The sequence below is a fragment of the Agarivorans sp. OAG1 genome, from assembly GCF_037076485.1.
In the GTDB taxonomy this organism is placed as follows: Bacteria; Pseudomonadota; Gammaproteobacteria; order Enterobacterales; family Celerinatantimonadaceae; genus Agarivorans; species Agarivorans albus.
Window position 1 is genome coordinate 1,757,660 of the sequence record NZ_AP028990.1, and the last position, 15,358, is coordinate 1,773,017.

Annotated in this window: 15 protein-coding genes; 5 read left to right on the plus strand and 10 right to left on the minus strand. The window is 44.0% G+C overall.

The features are described 5' to 3' along the window. Window positions 1–19: 19 nt before the first annotated feature. From fliS to rffA, 5 genes are read left to right on the plus strand one after another with little or no spacing between them, the layout of a single operon-like run. Window positions 20–427 carry a flagellar export chaperone FliS gene (gene fliS, locus OAG1_RS08265; protein ID WP_338625629.1) on the plus strand — a complete coding sequence of 136 codons (408 nt, stop codon included), beginning with the start codon at window positions 20–22 and terminating at the stop codon, window positions 425–427. Beyond that, window positions 424–753 carry a hypothetical protein gene (locus OAG1_RS08270; RefSeq protein ID WP_338625631.1) on the plus strand — a complete coding sequence of 110 codons (330 nt, stop codon included), beginning with the start codon at window positions 424–426 and terminating at the stop codon, window positions 751–753. Before fliS ends, OAG1_RS08270 begins: the two co-directional genes overlap by 4 nt. A 12-nt stretch (window positions 754–765) precedes the next feature. Beyond that, entirely contained in the window at window positions 766–3,639 is a 2,874-nt protein-coding gene (locus OAG1_RS08275; RefSeq protein ID WP_338625633.1) for a 6-hydroxymethylpterin diphosphokinase MptE-like protein, read from the plus strand. Window positions 3,640–3,699: 60 nt separating this feature from the next. Then, window positions 3,700–5,385 carry a hypothetical protein gene (locus OAG1_RS08280; RefSeq protein ID WP_338625635.1) on the plus strand — a complete coding sequence of 562 codons (1,686 nt, stop codon included), beginning with the start codon at window positions 3,700–3,702 and terminating at the stop codon, window positions 5,383–5,385. Continuing rightward, complete coding sequence (rffA, locus tag OAG1_RS08285) at window positions 5,382–6,536, plus strand: dTDP-4-amino-4,6-dideoxygalactose transaminase (protein ID WP_338625637.1); 1,155 nt, start codon at window positions 5,382–5,384, stop codon at window positions 6,534–6,536. The genes OAG1_RS08280 and rffA overlap by 4 nt, the downstream gene beginning before the upstream one ends. On the opposite strand, the gene OAG1_RS08290 is transcribed toward rffA, so the two are convergent. The 10 genes from OAG1_RS08290 to pseB are packed head-to-tail and all read right to left on the minus strand — an operon-like array spanning window position 6,493 to window position 15,335. Then, entirely contained in the window at window positions 6,493–7,185 is a 693-nt protein-coding gene (locus OAG1_RS08290) for a WbqC family protein (RefSeq protein ID WP_338625639.1), read from the minus strand. The two genes, rffA and OAG1_RS08290, sit on opposite strands and share 44 nt — an antisense overlap. After that, complete coding sequence (locus OAG1_RS08295; protein WP_338625641.1) at window positions 7,182–7,841, minus strand: hypothetical protein; 660 nt, start codon at window positions 7,839–7,841, stop codon at window positions 7,182–7,184. Before OAG1_RS08295 ends, OAG1_RS08290 begins: the two co-directional genes overlap by 4 nt. A 4-nt stretch (window positions 7,842–7,845) precedes the next feature. Continuing rightward, entirely contained in the window at window positions 7,846–8,610 is a 765-nt protein-coding gene (locus OAG1_RS08300; protein WP_338625643.1) for a phytanoyl-CoA dioxygenase family protein, read from the minus strand. After that, complete coding sequence (locus tag OAG1_RS08305; protein WP_338625645.1) at window positions 8,610–9,449, minus strand: methyltransferase domain-containing protein; 840 nt, start codon at window positions 9,447–9,449, stop codon at window positions 8,610–8,612. The genes OAG1_RS08300 and OAG1_RS08305 overlap by 1 nt, the downstream gene beginning before the upstream one ends. A gap of 43 nt (window positions 9,450–9,492) precedes the next feature. Next, complete coding sequence (locus tag OAG1_RS08310; protein WP_338625647.1) at window positions 9,493–9,906, minus strand: hypothetical protein; 414 nt, start codon at window positions 9,904–9,906, stop codon at window positions 9,493–9,495. A gap of 22 nt (window positions 9,907–9,928) precedes the next feature. Continuing rightward, a complete protein-coding gene (gene pseI, locus OAG1_RS08315) occupies window positions 9,929–10,975 on the minus strand; it encodes a pseudaminic acid synthase (RefSeq protein WP_338625649.1) in 1,047 nt (348 codons plus the stop codon). A gap of 3 nt (window positions 10,976–10,978) precedes the next feature. Further along, on the minus strand, window positions 10,979–12,496 hold the full coding sequence (pseG, locus tag OAG1_RS08320; RefSeq protein ID WP_338625650.1) for a UDP-2,4-diacetamido-2,4,6-trideoxy-beta-L-altropyranose hydrolase: 1,518 nt from the start codon (window positions 12,494–12,496) through the stop codon (window positions 10,979–10,981). Further along, window positions 12,497–13,192, minus strand: a complete 696-nt coding sequence (pseF, locus tag OAG1_RS08325) for a pseudaminic acid cytidylyltransferase (protein WP_338625651.1) — start codon at window positions 13,190–13,192, stop codon at window positions 12,497–12,499. Continuing rightward, window positions 13,189–14,337 (minus strand): UDP-4-amino-4,6-dideoxy-N-acetyl-beta-L-altrosamine transaminase, encoded by a 1,149-nt coding sequence (pseC, locus tag OAG1_RS08330; RefSeq protein WP_338625653.1) that lies wholly within the window; start codon window positions 14,335–14,337, stop codon window positions 13,189–13,191. Before pseC ends, pseF begins: the two co-directional genes overlap by 4 nt. Next, a complete protein-coding gene (gene pseB / locus OAG1_RS08335) occupies window positions 14,334–15,335 on the minus strand; it encodes a UDP-N-acetylglucosamine 4,6-dehydratase (inverting) (RefSeq protein ID WP_338625655.1) in 1,002 nt (333 codons plus the stop codon). Before pseB ends, pseC begins: the two co-directional genes overlap by 4 nt. Window positions 15,336–15,358: the final 23 nt, after the last annotated feature.

The following is a 15,358-nucleotide window of genomic DNA, read 5'->3' on the forward strand; positions in this document are numbered from 1 at the left end:
AATTTATAGGATGTAATGCATGTACAAACATGGAATTAATCAATATCGACAAGTAGGTATTAAAGATCAAATAGCTACTGCCGATCCGCATCAGATTACTCAGCTCTTAATGCAAACTGCATTAGAAAACCTGTCAGTAGCCAAAGGTTGTATAGAGCGTAATGATATCTCTAGCAAAGCTAAACCAATTGCTAAGGCAACTTCCATCATTACTTCTCTTAGAGATACATTGGACCATGAGAAAGGTGGTGAAATAGCTACCAATTTACAAGATTTGTATAACTTTATGCTCGAACGTTTGTCTGAAGCTAGCATCAACAATGATGCAACGATTATTGCTGAGGTGATGGAAATATTCCTACCAATTAAATCGGCATGGGATCAAATTCCAGAGTCAGCAAAAATTGAAGCTTATAACCAACGATGAGTGACCGCTCTCTCAATCTACTGCAAGCTCAAATTGAACAAGCAAGTGTGTTGTTGGTTAAGTTAAAAGAAGATCTTGTCGAAGGCCTCATTGATCAAGAAGAAATCTTAGCAAGGTTAGAATCGCACGCACAACAAGTCGAATCGTTTTTTAGCACTGGCACAGAAGACATGCCTAGCGAGCATAAGCAGCTGATTGTTGATTATGTGGCTCAAATGAAACAAGTATTTGAAGCCTTAGCGCTTGAAAAACAACAGACAAGTGAAAAGCTTGGAAAAATGCGTAGAGGGAGGAAAGTTAGCTCGGCGTACAATCAAAATACCTAATCTGAGGTCTGCATGCTATTTAACGTCAATTTTCAGATTCATACTGACGAAGAGACTCAATCTAAGCTAGAAGCCAATATGGGCGCTTATACTAAGCGTCGTTTTGCTCAAAACTTCAAAGCTTTTTCTACGCTTTTCCCTTCATTATCTGAGCTGGTCGGCGCTTATATTCTTAAGCAATACGCTCCTTTTGTGACCCGAACCAAGCACCTAAATGTAAGTAACAATTACAAAGGGAGGGCGCTGTATCACGTCAATCCTTCTCTTCATGTAGAGCAGCAAGTCACTAGTTTTTCTAAACAAGCTTTGCAAGCTCAACGTCAGCTTAGTCAGACTCCTAATCCGACATTTGATCCCGCTCCAGGAGCCAAACTTGACAGTTATTTTCCCGGTTTGTCAGATAATTATCAGCCTTTGTCAGAGACTTGTGACAGCCTTATTGTATTAGGTTGTGGCTTGGGGCTGCACATTGATAAGTTGTTATCACTAAAGCCATGGAAGCGTTTGCTTATAGTTGAGCCATCACTCGAACTTTTGCATATTTCTTTGTACAGTGCTAACTGGATGTCGGTGTTACGTTATGCCAGCCAGAATGGCTGCGAAGTTGCCATGGTTGGCGGGGTTGAAGGTAGAGAGAGCTTCTCTCACATTGATGAGTGGGTTAAGCAGCACCAACTTGTGGAGTGTTGCCTGCAACGCCACTATAGCTATAGCGAGTTTAACCAACTTGAACTAGCTGTTGCTAAAGGTGAAGTGGGCTTAGCTAGTTTTTCTAGCTTTGCGCCTAAAGCAATCAGTCGTGATCGTCAGTATGAGTGCACTTTACCGTTGATTAATTGGTACTCGAAATCTGAAACATCTAGTCAGAGTGTTATTGAAGAGGCCTTAGTCTCTAGTCGTTTTCAACGAAATTTTGCCGCATTAGAAAAGCGTTTTCCTGATATTGCCGAAGCATTTAAAAATTATGAGTTGAGCCAGTGGAAACTGTTTAGCATGCCAGATGGTGAGCTTAATTTATTCCATGCGGTGAGCGGTGATGTTTTGTTCCAACGTTCGCCTAAAGGAGAGTCTGAGCAGTTCTTTGAGCATTACCTGAAATCACCAAGAATCGAAACACTCGATGCTCGTTATATTCTGCGAAAGCCAAGTCCATTTTTACATTACAAATATTCCGATGAACTTCGCGCTCTAGTTCAGAAGCTTCCCAGTGATAGCCGACAGTTGCCAGAGAAGATACCTTCTTTCATTATGTATGGCTGTGGTTTGGGCTACCAAGTCTCACAGCTACTGCTTCAGCATAAAGTTGATAACTTCATTCTTTATGAACCTAGCTGGGACTTTTTCTATGCGTCTTTATTTACGATAGACTGGGCCGAAATACTCCGAGTTGCGGATGAAGAAGAGCGCCACATTTACCTTAATATTGGTGATGATGGCAGTAATATGTTTAATGACATCCATCTGCGGATGCATGTTCAAGGCATTAATATTCTCTCATATACTTTTTTCTTCACGAGCTATTTTGATGAGGAGCTAGATAAGAGTATTCGAGCCACTCGTGAGCAATTTCAGATCCTCACCAATATCATGGAGTACTATGATCATTCACTGTTCAATATTACTCATACTAACCATCTATTAAAGCAAAGTTCTACGCACGTTTTACTTAAAGATAAGCCAGAGGATATTACTGAAGAGTTAGCTGAAACGCCGGTTTTTGTCATCGGTAATGGGCCGTCTCTGGACTCTTGCGTAGAGGTGATCAAAGAAAACCGTGATAAAGCGATCCTTGTGTCTTGTGGAACAAGCTTAAAGGCGCTGTATGAGTTGGGTATCCAACCCGATTTCCATGCGGAAGTTGAGCAAACTAATGCAACAACACTGTGGATTTCTCAAGTCCCTGATAAGCAATGGTTAAAGCAGATCTCTTTATTATCGGTTTGTGGTGTCCATCCTAATGTTGCTGCCATGTTTAAAGATTGCTTCTTGGGTATGAAGTTGGGGGAGGCTTCCACTGTGGCATACGGCCGTATGGACGAAAGCTTTGCGGAATACCAAGGTATATTATATTCCTATCCAACAGTGTCTAATTGCGCTATTTCTTCCCTGCTTAAACTAGGGTTTAAACAACTTTATCTGTTTGGTGTTGACTTAGGCTTTAAGGACTTGGCGAAGCACCACAGTGTTCACTCTGCATACTATAAGAAGGATGGAGAGCAACTATATGATTATGGCCGTCATGGTATTGGGTTTAGAGTGAAAGGAAATTTTGAAAGCGAGGTTTATACCAAACATGAATTTAAATTTTCTGCGGAGATTATTGCAACCTCGCTGGCGGAGTTTCCTAGAGTTGAGTGCTATAACACTAGTGATGGAGCGTATATAGAAGGAACCATGCCGCTACAACCTGACTCCGTGCTGCTATTAAATAATGCATTGGATAAGACGGGATTTAAGCATCGACTTGCCAGTAAAGCTTATCGAAGAGAGCTTGGTTCTTGTGTTGAAGATTTTGAAGGTTTTTATCGTAAAGATAACTTCATTGATAGTTTTGAACCGATACGAGCCTTGTGGGATGAGCCATGCATTAGCTGGGAGCAAACACTCGAAATGATGGCAGAGCAAGGAAGATTGTTTAAGAAAGCGTCCGAAGACCCCCATTCTTTGCTTTATTTTTTACTTCGAGGTAGCGGAGCGTTTTGTCTCACATATATGACTCGCTTGGCGTTTTCTGATGAAGATGAAGCGCTGTGTATGTCTCGTTTGGCTGAAGCGATTGAAGTTTGGAAGAATTACTTAGACGATGCGAAAGATTTTTATCTTGAGCATTACGGTGAATTTGATCAAACAGCAGCACCATTGGCTGGTGCTAGCTTTAGTGATTAGTTGTTAGTGTGAGTCAATTTGGGTGTGAGCCCTCTTAAAACCTACGGAGATAAGCCCTACATGAATTTGAGCACTTTGATTGAGCAGAGTGAAGTTCTAAAGCAAGTAATGGCTAGTGTATCGGGGCCAGTGACGGCGAATCGAGTGGCTAAAACTTTACAGGCCTTTTTGGCTCAGCTAGATGAGCAGTCAAGCCAAGAAAATGATGAGTCGAATCGGATTTTTGGCCTTGTACTGTCCGAGGTTGAACGTTTATCTAATCAGTCTGAGGATTTCTATCTTTGTTTACTATCCATCCACTTACTTTATGGTGACCGAAAACAAGCAGTAGAGGGGATAGTAGAGTACCTCAGTAGAGCAGAGCTTTCTGTTCAGAAACATTGGTTTCTGTATTGGCAGCTATGCAGATTCTTTTTTGTAAACCGAGTTATGTTTTCAGAAGAGTTCAAATATTACTGCCTAAATCGCGTATATAAGAAAGTTTTTTCCAAGTATTACGCAGAGCTTGAACGACACCGTAAGCGCAATGATGCGTTAATGGGGGCGATTAATCAGCCAGCAAGCCAGCCCTGTGAGACTCAAAGTTCAAACCAGCGAATTGTCTTAGTTACTAATCAATTCCTTGGTTTGAAGCACGCGCCGACTTTGTTGGCTCTGAATATGGCCAAAACTTATATTCAGCTGGGTTTTGAGGTCAGTATCATTAACTTAGCAGCTCTACCATCAGAGCAAACTGACGTAATGTTTCTAGGAGCGGTGGGCTTTAACCAGCTTGAAGAATACAATGGGGCGGGGATCGACGTGACTCTTTTACCAGAAAAAAGAGTCGTCACCAGGAATGGCTTGCCCTTAAACCGAATTACTTATTCCGGTGTTGAGATTCCATTCTATCAATTGATCGAAGAGCAACAGCAGTTCATCCTAGCTAGCAAGCTGGTGGAAACCCCGCCTAAGCTTTTGATGTCAGTCTCTGATAGCAATCTTTTCGCTGATGCTGTGGCAAGAATGGCAGGAGAGAGTTTTCCGATAATTACCCACCCCACCTCTTCAGGAAGTCCGCTTACTTTATTTACCCAGCCATTGTTTCTAAACCACCCGGTGGATGGCTACGTGGATTCGCGCGGGGAAAATGCACTGGAGCTTTCGAGATCTTACCCTAAGCCTTTTTCCTATAAAGCATTAGAACGAATTAGTGTGGGCTTTCCTGAAGCTAAATTCTTAATCAGCTTGGTTGGCTTGAGGATAAGTGAGGAAGTAGATCAGAGTTTCCTTGATTTGCTGCACAATTTGCTGAGTAGCAATTCTCAGATAGATGTGGTGGTGATAGGTGCTGACGCCGAGCAATTTGCTGAGTATCAAATTGGCATGCCAGAACGCTTTCATTTTGTCTCGTTTACATCGGATTTAGCGTCTTTAATTGCTAGTACTGACTTGTTTCTTAACCCCGATCGCATGGGGGGGGGAACTGGCGCCGTCATGGCTATGGGAGCCGGCGTTCCCGTTGCGGCTTTGGCAAGAGCCTATAGCGATGTGGCATGGTGGGTGCAGGATAAGTTTTCTTTTGCTTCTATTGAGGAGTTGTTTGAGTACACCAAAATATGTGCCTTGGACAGCGAGTTCTATGCTAGTCAACAGCAACTAGCACGGGAAGAGTACCAGCAAATCACTACGCGAGAGTGCTCTTTTAAGCAAATCCTTATCGACTGCGAGCTATTAGAAGCGAGCCAGCGCGAGGTATGTGAATGATTCCTTTTAATCAACCAGCACGGGTTGGGAGTGAGCTAGAGTTTGTTGAACAGGTCTTCAATGGAGAGAAAATGTCCGGCGACGGACCGTTTTCCAAGAGGTGTGAAGAATGGTTTGAACAGAAGCTTGACTGTCAAAGAGCTTTGCTAACTCCAAGCTGCACCCACGCCTTGGAAATGGCTGCTTTATTATTGGACATTCGCCCGGGCGATGAGGTGATCATGCCATCATTCACTTTTGTATCCACGGCAAATGCGTTTGTATTACGCGGTGCCAAAGTGGTGTTTGTTGATATTCGACCAGATACTTTAAACCTCGATGAAGCGAAAGTTGAGCAAGCCATCACTCCAAAGACGCGTGCCATTGTAGCAGTTCATTATGCAGGGGTTTGTTGTCGCATGGAGCGATTGCTTGAGTTAGCGTCAAAACATCAACTCTACTTAATTGAAGATGCAGCCCAATCATTGGGGAGTAGTTACCAAGGCCGCCCAAGTGGAACAATCGGTCATCTCGCAGCTTTCAGCTTTCATGAAACTAAAAACTACACAAGTGGAGGGGAAGGCGGTTTGTTATTGGTCAATGACCCGTCACTGTCCGAACGCGCTGAGATCTTAAGAGAGAAAGGGACTAATAGAAGCCGCTTTCTTCGTGGTGACGTAGCGAAGTACACGTGGGTTGATTTGGGGAGCAGTTATTTGCCTTGCGAGTTGCAAGCTGCCTATCTTTGGGGACAATTGCAATTCTTTGAGCAAGTGCGGGCTCGTAGACTAGCTATCTGGCAGGCTTATGACCAGGCATTTCGCCCCTTCAGTCAGCGTTGGCAAGTTACTCTGCCAAGTATTCCCGAACAATGCCAGCATAACGCTCATATATACCACTTGAGGGTGCAATCAAAGTCTTTACGAGATGAGCTGATTGGTTATCTAAACCAGCGGGGAATTGCAGCCGTATTTCACTATGTTCCGCTGCATAGCTCTCCAGCTGGACTTAAATACGGCGAGTTTTTCGGAATTGACCAGCACACTAGTCAGGTTAGTGATACCTTGGTTAGGTTACCATTGTTTTACAATATGGATCAGCAGCAGATAGAACAGGTTATTGCTCAGGTTAGCGCATTTTTTGAGACGAGTGCTCAGCGAGTAGCTGTCTAGCTTGTCCCAAATTGTTGAATATGGTGTGAAGAATAGAAAAGTTTTCGCTGTTAGCTGGGCAAAGCGGTGCCAAGGGAGAGTAATCTACCCAATCTAGTTGCACTTGCTGCTCGTGAAACAGCTGCGGCTCAATATAGTTCTTCGCCGCTGGCCCTGAAAGATAATTGCTTGCTTCTAGCTTAAGGCAAATATCTACCAGTTTTTCGTTCCGATCCCCGTTGGGCTGTAACTCTCTCGCATTGATAATCGTGGTTGAGATGCCCAAGCAGTCGCAAGCTTCCCTGATAAGCGCCTGATTTAGGTCAGTTAAGCGCTCCCAATGCTGGTTGTATATTTGCTTAAAGCCTGCGTGACACTGTTCGAAGAGGGGCGATTTTCGGTAATTTTGCTCAATGCTTCTCCAATGTTTTTTTGCCCACTGGGGCTTAGCTATGGTCACCGAATCAATAGCTTGTTCTAAGTTTGAATGTGCTACAGGCACTGTCAGCCATTGTGGGCCACTACTGCTTAGAATACGGTTTCTGTTCCGCCAATCATTTTTTGTGTATTGGACGATGTCATAGAGAACAAAAACATCTGCTTGGGAGATAATGTAGAAGTAGCCCAGCCACGGGATGTAGTTGGACTGGAGGATCGCTACCGTTTTCATACAGTTATGCCTGTCGGTTTGTGACTCTTTATGGCTTTTGCGGGGAGGCCAAGGTACTGAGTGTGTTTTTGGCTGGAGTTTACTAGTGTGCCTCCCGCGCCAAGTAGGGTTTCATCAGCGACGTCTAGTTCCTGGAGCACGCTTGAGTTGAAGCCCAGAAAGCAGCCGTTACCCACTGTTGTTTTTCCACCAATAAGCGCTTTAGCAGCAAAAAAGTTATGACTACCTATGTGGCTGTCATGGCAAATATGAGATTGATTCCACAGGATGTTGTTGTCGCCAATACTTACAAATGGCTCAACGTTCGCACCTGGAAAAACAATGTTGTTGCTTCCTATAGTCGTCGTTGGGTCAACTATTGCTTTGTTGCTGATAAAGTTTGCCAGTGAGTAGCCATCGCCCTTAACTTTCTCAAATACACTAGCTTTGGCGCGTAAGCTTTGATATCCGACAGCAACCAGTACTTTGAAATCGCTATCTGGAAAGTGGGCTCGTAAATTTTGATATGCGATCACTGGTTTATTGGCAAAATTATCGCTTAAGCAGTACTGCTGGTCTGCAGTATAGCCGATTAAATCGTAGGCTTGCTCTTGCTGAACGTAATGACTTAGTAGTCTAGCCAAATCACCTGTACCAAAAATTACTAGCTTTACCATTACTTTAACCCTGATTTGCACGGTAGAGTCGTTGTTCTTCGGGGAGGTAAAACTCTTCCAAAGAGCTGGGCATTCTTACATTCATACCGATTAATTGCTTGCCCCTGTCGCCTAGAGTCTCTATCAGCTCAGTTGGCATAAGCCGAGGAAAGTCAAAGCGTTGACGCATATAGGAACGGCAGAAATTGATTGTTAGCGCACAGCGCTCCTGCTCGGTATCATTGGCACCAGCCGCATGTACTAAGCGGGCATTGAACAGTATCAAGTCTCCTTTACGGCATACTGCTCTTCGTGCTTGCTGGTAAAAATTGTCTTCACTTGGAATGTTTTCGCTTAAGTGGGAGCCTGGTAGATAGTATGTCGCGCCATTATCTAAAGTAAAATCATCGAGCGGCAGTATAAGTCCGAGGTTAGTCATATAGTTCGGTATGAATCGTGGACAATCAACATGCATTCGAGTTCCGTAGTTACTACTCTTCGCCATCAGTGTGGAAGCCTGGTAAGCATAGATAATGGCGCAAGGATCAAGCAGTGTGGTGACACAGTTGTAGATCTTGGGATTATCCAGTAGTGCCAACATATGCTTACCTCTCAGCATGCAATTGTGCACCATTCCTTTATCGAAATGCTTGACTGGATCGGCGTAATCTTCGAGAGTGGCCGCTAGCAGTTCTGTTTTGAGCGCTGCCACTTCAGTACCGGAAAAGACAGATGGAATTAGCACCAATCCTTCTTGGTTGAAGCGCTCTTGTAAGTTTTTATCGATCATTACTTAGTTAACACAATTCGGATGTATTTGAATAAATGTGCCGACATGGGAAGAATTGAGCGCAGGTAGCTATCGATTTCTTCAGCCGCTTGATTAGAGTGTTGATGAATGATGGTACCTTGGTCGACGTACCAGTCTAGTTCAATGCGACAATCGCTAAAGCCAACTTTTTTAGCCACTCTAGTAATGTCTTTAGCTAAAAAACCCTTTTCCACTGTTTTAATTGGCTCAGCACATTCTAAGGTTTCCGGGTCGATTCCATACTCTTGGGCATAGTGTTCTCCATTATGCAAAGCCGCTTTGAGCTCTCGTCGCATCAACGGGGATGTGGCTTCTTCATTGGCTTCGAGCTGGCTCATGGCCTGTATGAACTCACGATTGGGGTTTAGGTCTGAATAGAACACCCCTCCTTTTTGCAGCACTCGATAAACCTCGACTAAGAAGTTCTCTAGGTCTTCAAGGTGGTCCATGAAAGAATAGGCGGTAGCAAATTCAAAATGCTCGCTTGGGTAGGGTGTCTGCTCAGCCGTGGACTCGGTCAAGATTATGTTATTGCTTGAAGTGTCAATTAGCGCCATCATTTCCGGCGTTATATCAACGCCATGTACTTCATCAAACAGGTCTTTACTCAAGTTAATGATGAAGCCAGTACCACAACCAAAGTCAACCATTCTAGTGGTGCTGTGCAAACTACCGGCTAGCTTTTGTAAGATGGAGCGGACCTTTGCCTGGTTTTCCTCTTTGAAGTGGGGGCTCTGCTGGTAGTCTCCGCTCTTAACCAGCAGTGAGTGTACCTTTTGGTTTGATTCTAAGATTTTGTCTCGAGTGATTGATTTCATGCTATGACCCTATACGCTTTGTGTGATAAGCCTGCTGGGGTGGCTATTGAGTGCTAATTTCTTTATGGCTCACGACAAGCTCAGCAAAGTATTCATCCAAAGCTTGATCTTCCGTGCCTATCAGTAAGTGGTAAACCTTGCTAGGAAAGGCGATGGTGTTTTCATTAATTTTGACAAAGGTTTGTGGCGGTTCGTCCTCTGTTTCCTCTTGAAATAGCCACGCACCACCGACCTGTTTGATAAAGACTTCGCCCACGTAAGCGCCAAATATGTAGGATAGCGTGAAAAGCTCTTTGTCATCAATTGAGATTGCGTCTATGCCACTTATGATGTTATTCACCAGCGTGACGCTAGAATCAGAAAAATCTAAATCGTAGTTGTAGCGTTCTTTTGCAAAGCTAACTGCGTCTTGGGATGAGTCTTGCATTATCTGCTGTATGTTGATTTGTTCTGACATATCCATTCCTTTTATATAAAATTTAATTAACCAAATCCCAAGAGGTCGGGGTTCCCTTCACTACATCTTGGGTTACCGTCTTGCCAATCAATTGATCAAATGCCTTGGGGGGAAGACCAAAACCAGGTCTGATTCTACGTAAATGTTTAGATTCAATTACTGTGCCAGCATCTAGATCTTCAACAAAATAGACTGAACGCCTAAAACGCAGGTTTTCTTGCTCGCTTTTTTGTATTTCTAATCTGGTTTCACCTAATGAGGCGTGGGCTTGTTTGCTTAGTTGAACCAGTTGGCTTAATTCTACAGGCTCCAAAGAGAATGATGAGTCTGGACCTCCATCGTTACGATCTAGTGTTACATGCTTTTCAATTACACTGGCACCTAACGCCGTTGCACAAACAGCCGCAGTATGACCAATGCTGTGGTCCGACAAGCCAACTAAGCAATCGAATCTCTTGGAAAGTCCTTGTAAGCTGCTTAGGTTTGCTTGCTCAATGGGCGAGGGGTAGGCGCTGATACAATGTAGCAATACTAATTCATCGCAGCCGTTGTCGCGTGCACAAGCGACGGCTTCGGATATTTCTTCTAAGCTTGCCATGCCGGTTGACATAATCATGGGTTTGCCGGTTTTTGCGACGTAGCTAATCAGCGGTAGGTCAACCAGTTCGAAGGAAGCAATCTTATAAGCTGGGCATGATAGTGATTCGAGCAAGTCCACCGCACTTTCATCAAAGGGAGAGGAAAACAAGGTAATGCCAAGTTGTTTTGCTTTATCAAATAATGCTTGATGCCAATCAAAAGGGGTGTAGGCCTTGGAATACAATTGATAGAGGCTTTGGCCTTTCCATAAACCGTCTTCAATAAGGAAACCTGGCATCTCGCTATCTATCGTCATTGTGTCAGGCGTGTAGCTTTGGATTTTGATTGCATCCGCGCCGGCGTTTTTTATCGCGACCATAGTGTCCAAGGCTTTTTCCAAAGAACCATTATGGTTTGCTGACAGCTCCGCGATGATATAGGGCGAAAAAGCCTGACCTAGTTGACGGTCTGCAATCGAAAATTCGTTCATTGATTATCCTTGCTCCTGGATCCAGTAATCTGGTTTAACTTGTTGAAACCCTGACTTTTTGAATAGATTTTGTGAGGCGTAGTTGTTCTCTTTGACCTGCGCCTCAAGTTTTACCGTTGGGAAACACATTCTTATTAGCCTTAGCATCGCATAGGCGTTGCCTTGGCGATAGTATGCGGGGGCACAGTATATGGAAATCAACATGCTTTGATTAGCTTGTCGAGTGAGCCGTACACTGCCCAAAGCAGTTTTACCCGACTTGGCTAGGAAAATGTATTCGTCTGAGTTGTCTAATGCTTGCTCAAACCAACTAAGATGCTCTGGCCAAAGTGGCGCTTCAGGTGAGTTTGCATATTGTCTGGTTTGAGGCAGTGATTGCCATTGATACAATTGTTCTGCATCGCCGTGAACTGCTCGCTGGAGTTTGACTGCTCGACCCTTATTATTTGAGGTAGTTAGGGCCGCAAACGCGATGCGCTCTGTTCCATGCCCATCGATTAAAGCCTGCGCTGCAGCAGACAAACTTTGGTAGCGTTTATCTACTGTGACTAAGGCTTGGTCGAGTTCTTGTTGAGTAAGCTCAGGAATTACAACTGCAACCGCTTTAGCATCCATAGCTGCAGTGTTACCCCGCTGATTCTCTGCCATGCAAAAGCAAATAGTCGGTAAACCGAGATAACAGCGTTCCCACGCCGAGCCACCAGCTGCACCAATAGCAATATCGGCCGCTAGTTGGCGCTGTGGCATATCTTTTACCGCTTGATTTACCTCTACATGGAATCGACTTGATTGGGCTGCTAAATTTAGACTAGCGATCTGTTGGTAAGCAGCTCCGACGACCACATCCAAAACCACGTCATCGGCTAGTTGAGATTTTTCTAATAGCTGCAAGCTTCTCAGGGTTAAGTTATCTAGGTCACTTCCACCGAAATTCAGTAGTAGCCGATTTATCGAAGAGTATGATCTTCGCTTGAATGATGCTTGTTGTCGGTATGTTAAGTAAGAGGGATTTAGTATGCTGAAATCACTACCCAATAACAGTTGGCAGTGTGGCATTACTAAGTCTTGGTAGTCAGCCTCACTACGTTGTGGAGACTGGTCAACGAGGATGTCACAGTCGTGATAGCGATTGGCTAGGTCGTCTACAACCATGATTTTTTCTACATAGTCGCTTAATGGGGTTTCCCAGACTTTATTTAAACTATAGTTGTCGACAATCAGTAAATCAGGTCTGCAGTTTAGAGAGTGAATAAACTGCCTAGTTTGTTCTAGGTCATCTTCTTGAGTACCGCCGAGCCATTGGGCATACCCCGTTTGCGAGGGGGACTGTTCAGAAATGGAAAGGCGCTCAACCGGATAGCCAAGTGTTTCAAGTTGAGTTATGAGGCTTCCTGTAAAGTTTTTACAAATAAACTTTACTTCTGCACCTAGAGATTTATAAAGCTCGGCAAGGCTTAGGCTGCGCGCAATGTGGCCGGTGCCTATTATGGGTGATGCGTCAGCGCGAATAAGCACAAGCACTTAGCTTTCCTCTAATATTCGATGCTGATAGATCAATTCGGCCAGTCGCCAATCATCTAGGTCATCAATATCCACCACGGAACCTTTTGGTAAGACTAACGGACTGGCCAAAGAGCTTAAAATGGGTTTAGCTTCGATAAAGGCATTGTAGGTACCCCAATAAAACTGCCCGGTATCGTAGTAATGCGCTTGTAAATCTTGCGACCGAGTGGCGACTGCCTCTGGTTTAGCCATCGCGATGTGGCCATTGTTATCCACGGCTAAGGCGCGTTGAATTGGGCTTGGGTATTCACACACAGGATAGCAATAATCGCTATCTTGCTGGATTAGCAGTTCAAGGCCATTACGTAGATGAGAAGCTTGCACAAATGGAGCCGTTGCGTATATACAACAAACGAAAGCTGGCTCTTGTTCAATCGAAGGTTGCCTGAGCGCATGCTGAATGACTTCAACCGTACCAGCAAAGTCATTGCTGAGATCTGCTGGCCTCAGAAAAGGAACTGAAGCACCATAACTTTTGGCGATGGTCGCTATCTCTGTTGAATCAGTGGATACAACGACTTGATCAAAGCATTTAGATTCTAAAGCGCTCTGAATGCTATAGGCGATTATGGGTTTGCCGTGAAACTGTCGTATGTTTTTTTTCGGTATCCGCTTACTGCCACCACGAGCAGGAATAATCGCAATACGTTTCATAGCAGCCCCTCGGCCAAGCATTGCATAATATAATCTTGTTGTGAGTCAGATAAGCCTGGGTATAGTGGCAGACTTATTGCTCGCTGGTAATAGTTTTCCGCTTCTGGAAAGTCTCCCGCTTGGAAGCCAAGCGCCTGATAATAGGGTTGTAGATGAACGGGAATATAATGAACATTAACGTTGATTTTATTTTTTCTTAAATGAGCAAAAAGCTGCTTTCGTTTGCTGGCGTCATGTAAGCGGATAACGTAGAGGTGCCAAGCTGAACTCGCTTTTTCTATTTCTAAAGGTAAATCTAATGGAAGCCCACTCAGGCCCTTTGTATAGCGTTTTGCTAACTGTTGGCGCTGTGCTATCCAAGGAAAGACATTCTTTAATTGTGAACTACCTAGCGCAGCTTGAAGGTCGGTCATTCGGTAATTGAAGCCTAGTTCGACTTGTTGGTAATACCAATCTCCATCAGGGGCTTGATCCATCAATTGCGGGTCGCGGGTCACTCCATGGCTACGTAGCAACTGCATTTTTTTGTGTAATAGGGGGGCATTAGTTAACGCTGCGCCTCCTTCGCCGGTAGTGATTATCTTCACCGGGTGAAAGCTAAATACGGTGATATCACTATATTTACAATTGCCAATTTGCTCGTTTAAATAGCGTCCGCCAATAGCATGAGAAGCGTCTTCGATAATGTTGAAGTTATATTGTTTGCCAAGTGCTGCAATAGCTTGCATATCACAAGGCTGACCACACATGTGCACTGCGATTATGACCTTTGGTAGTTTCCCTTGCTGTTTCGCTTGTTCTAGTTTTTGTTCTAAAGCATTAGGGCACAAGTTATAGGTATCGGGATCAATATCAACAAAATCAACTTGAGCACCGCAATACAGTGCGCAGTTGGCTGAGGCCACAAAAGTAATTGGGCTGGTCCAAACAATATCGCCATTTCCCACCTCAAGTACTTTACATGCTATATGTAAAGCGCTGGTTGCAGAATTTGTGGCAAGAGCGTATTTAGCTCCGCTTAAATCGCACAGAGCCTGCTCAAACTCAGGAACGCAAGGTCCTTGGGTTAAGTAATCTGAGCGCAGAACCTCAACAACAGCTTCAATATCCTGCTCAGAGATATTCTGTTTTCCGTAAGGAATCATATCTCTGCCAATTTATCAAAAGCTAAGATTTGTTCAGGGCTTAAATAGTCTGGGTTGGTTTCTGAGTGGTACTCAAATCCAGCTTCTACTTGTTTGCCCACTTCATCGATGAGGTTTCTCGAGTAGTTGTGCTCATCGTTGTAAAACTTGATACTAGGACAAATGACGTAATGGTCATCAAATTCAATGGTGAGATGGGAGTCATCACCAGGGCACATGATTTCGTGTAGCTTTTCTCCGGGTCTTATACCGATAATTTTAATCGGTAGATCCGGCGCATAGGTTTTCGCCAAGTCAACAATTCGCACCGATGGTATTTTGGGAATAAATATCTCTCCTCCGTACATGCGGCTGAAATTTTTAAGTACAAAATCAACGCCTTGCTGGAGAGTAATCCAAAAACGGGTCATATCCTCATGAGTGATTGGTAAGTGGTCACTACCATTAGCAATGAGTTGTTTGAAGAATGGAACAACTGAGCCTCTGGAACCAACAACGTTGCCATAGCGAACAACCGCAAACCGAGTCTGTCCTTGACCCACCATGTTATTCGCTGCAACAAAAAGCTTGTCTGAGGCAAGCTTGGTTGCGCCATACAAATTAATTGGTGATGCGGCTTTATCTGTTGAAAGCGCAATCACTTTGCTGACGTTATTTTCGATAGCGGCTTTAATTACGTTTTCGGCACCATGAATGTTTGTTTTGATGCACTCCATAGGGTTGTATTCAGCGGCGGGTACTTGCTTTAGTGCTGCCGCATGAATAACATAATCTACATCGTTCATGGCCTGTATTAAGCGTTCTCGATCTCGCACATCACCAATGAAATATCGCATACATGGGTCGTTAAAATGCTGCTGCATCTCATATTGCTTTAACTCATCACGAGAATAGATAATGAGGCGTTTAGGCTTATAGCGTTCAAGAATGGTCTTGGTGTACTTTTTACCAAATGAACCTGTGCCGCCAGTAATTAAAATAGACTTATTATCAAACATAACGATTCCATATATTCGTTAGT

What these genes read in the sequence shown, in the direction of transcription:
- rffA (WP_338625637.1), top strand. Translation starts at nt 5,382, where the DNA reads ATGATTCCTTTTAATCAACCAGCACGGGTTGGGAGTGAGCTAGAGTTT.
- pseF (WP_338625651.1), bottom strand. Translation starts at nt 13,192, where the DNA reads ATGAAACGTATTGCGATTATTCCTGCTCGTGGTGGCAGTAAGCGGATA.
- OAG1_RS08270 (WP_338625631.1), top strand. Translation starts at nt 424, where the DNA reads ATGAGTGACCGCTCTCTCAATCTACTGCAAGCTCAAATTGAACAAGCA.
- OAG1_RS08310 (WP_338625647.1), bottom strand. Translation starts at nt 9,906, where the DNA reads ATGTCAGAACAAATCAACATACAGCAGATAATGCAAGACTCATCCCAA.
- fliS (WP_338625629.1), top strand. Translation starts at nt 20, where the DNA reads ATGTACAAACATGGAATTAATCAATATCGACAAGTAGGTATTAAAGAT.
- OAG1_RS08280 (WP_338625635.1), top strand. Translation starts at nt 3,700, where the DNA reads ATGAATTTGAGCACTTTGATTGAGCAGAGTGAAGTTCTAAAGCAAGTA.
- OAG1_RS08305 (WP_338625645.1), bottom strand. Translation starts at nt 9,449, where the DNA reads ATGAAATCAATCACTCGAGACAAAATCTTAGAATCAAACCAAAAGGTA.
- pseC (WP_338625653.1), bottom strand. Translation starts at nt 14,337, where the DNA reads ATGATTCCTTACGGAAAACAGAATATCTCTGAGCAGGATATTGAAGCT.
- OAG1_RS08275 (WP_338625633.1), top strand. Translation starts at nt 766, where the DNA reads ATGCTATTTAACGTCAATTTTCAGATTCATACTGACGAAGAGACTCAA.
- pseI (WP_338625649.1), bottom strand. Translation starts at nt 10,975, where the DNA reads ATGAACGAATTTTCGATTGCAGACCGTCAACTAGGTCAGGCTTTTTCG.
- OAG1_RS08290 (WP_338625639.1), bottom strand. Translation starts at nt 7,185, where the DNA reads ATGAAAACGGTAGCGATCCTCCAGTCCAACTACATCCCGTGGCTGGGC.
- OAG1_RS08295 (WP_338625641.1), bottom strand. Translation starts at nt 7,841, where the DNA reads ATGGTAAAGCTAGTAATTTTTGGTACAGGTGATTTGGCTAGACTACTA.
- OAG1_RS08300 (WP_338625643.1), bottom strand. Translation starts at nt 8,610, where the DNA reads ATGATCGATAAAAACTTACAAGAGCGCTTCAACCAAGAAGGATTGGTG.
- pseB (WP_338625655.1), bottom strand. Translation starts at nt 15,335, where the DNA reads ATGTTTGATAATAAGTCTATTTTAATTACTGGCGGCACAGGTTCATTT.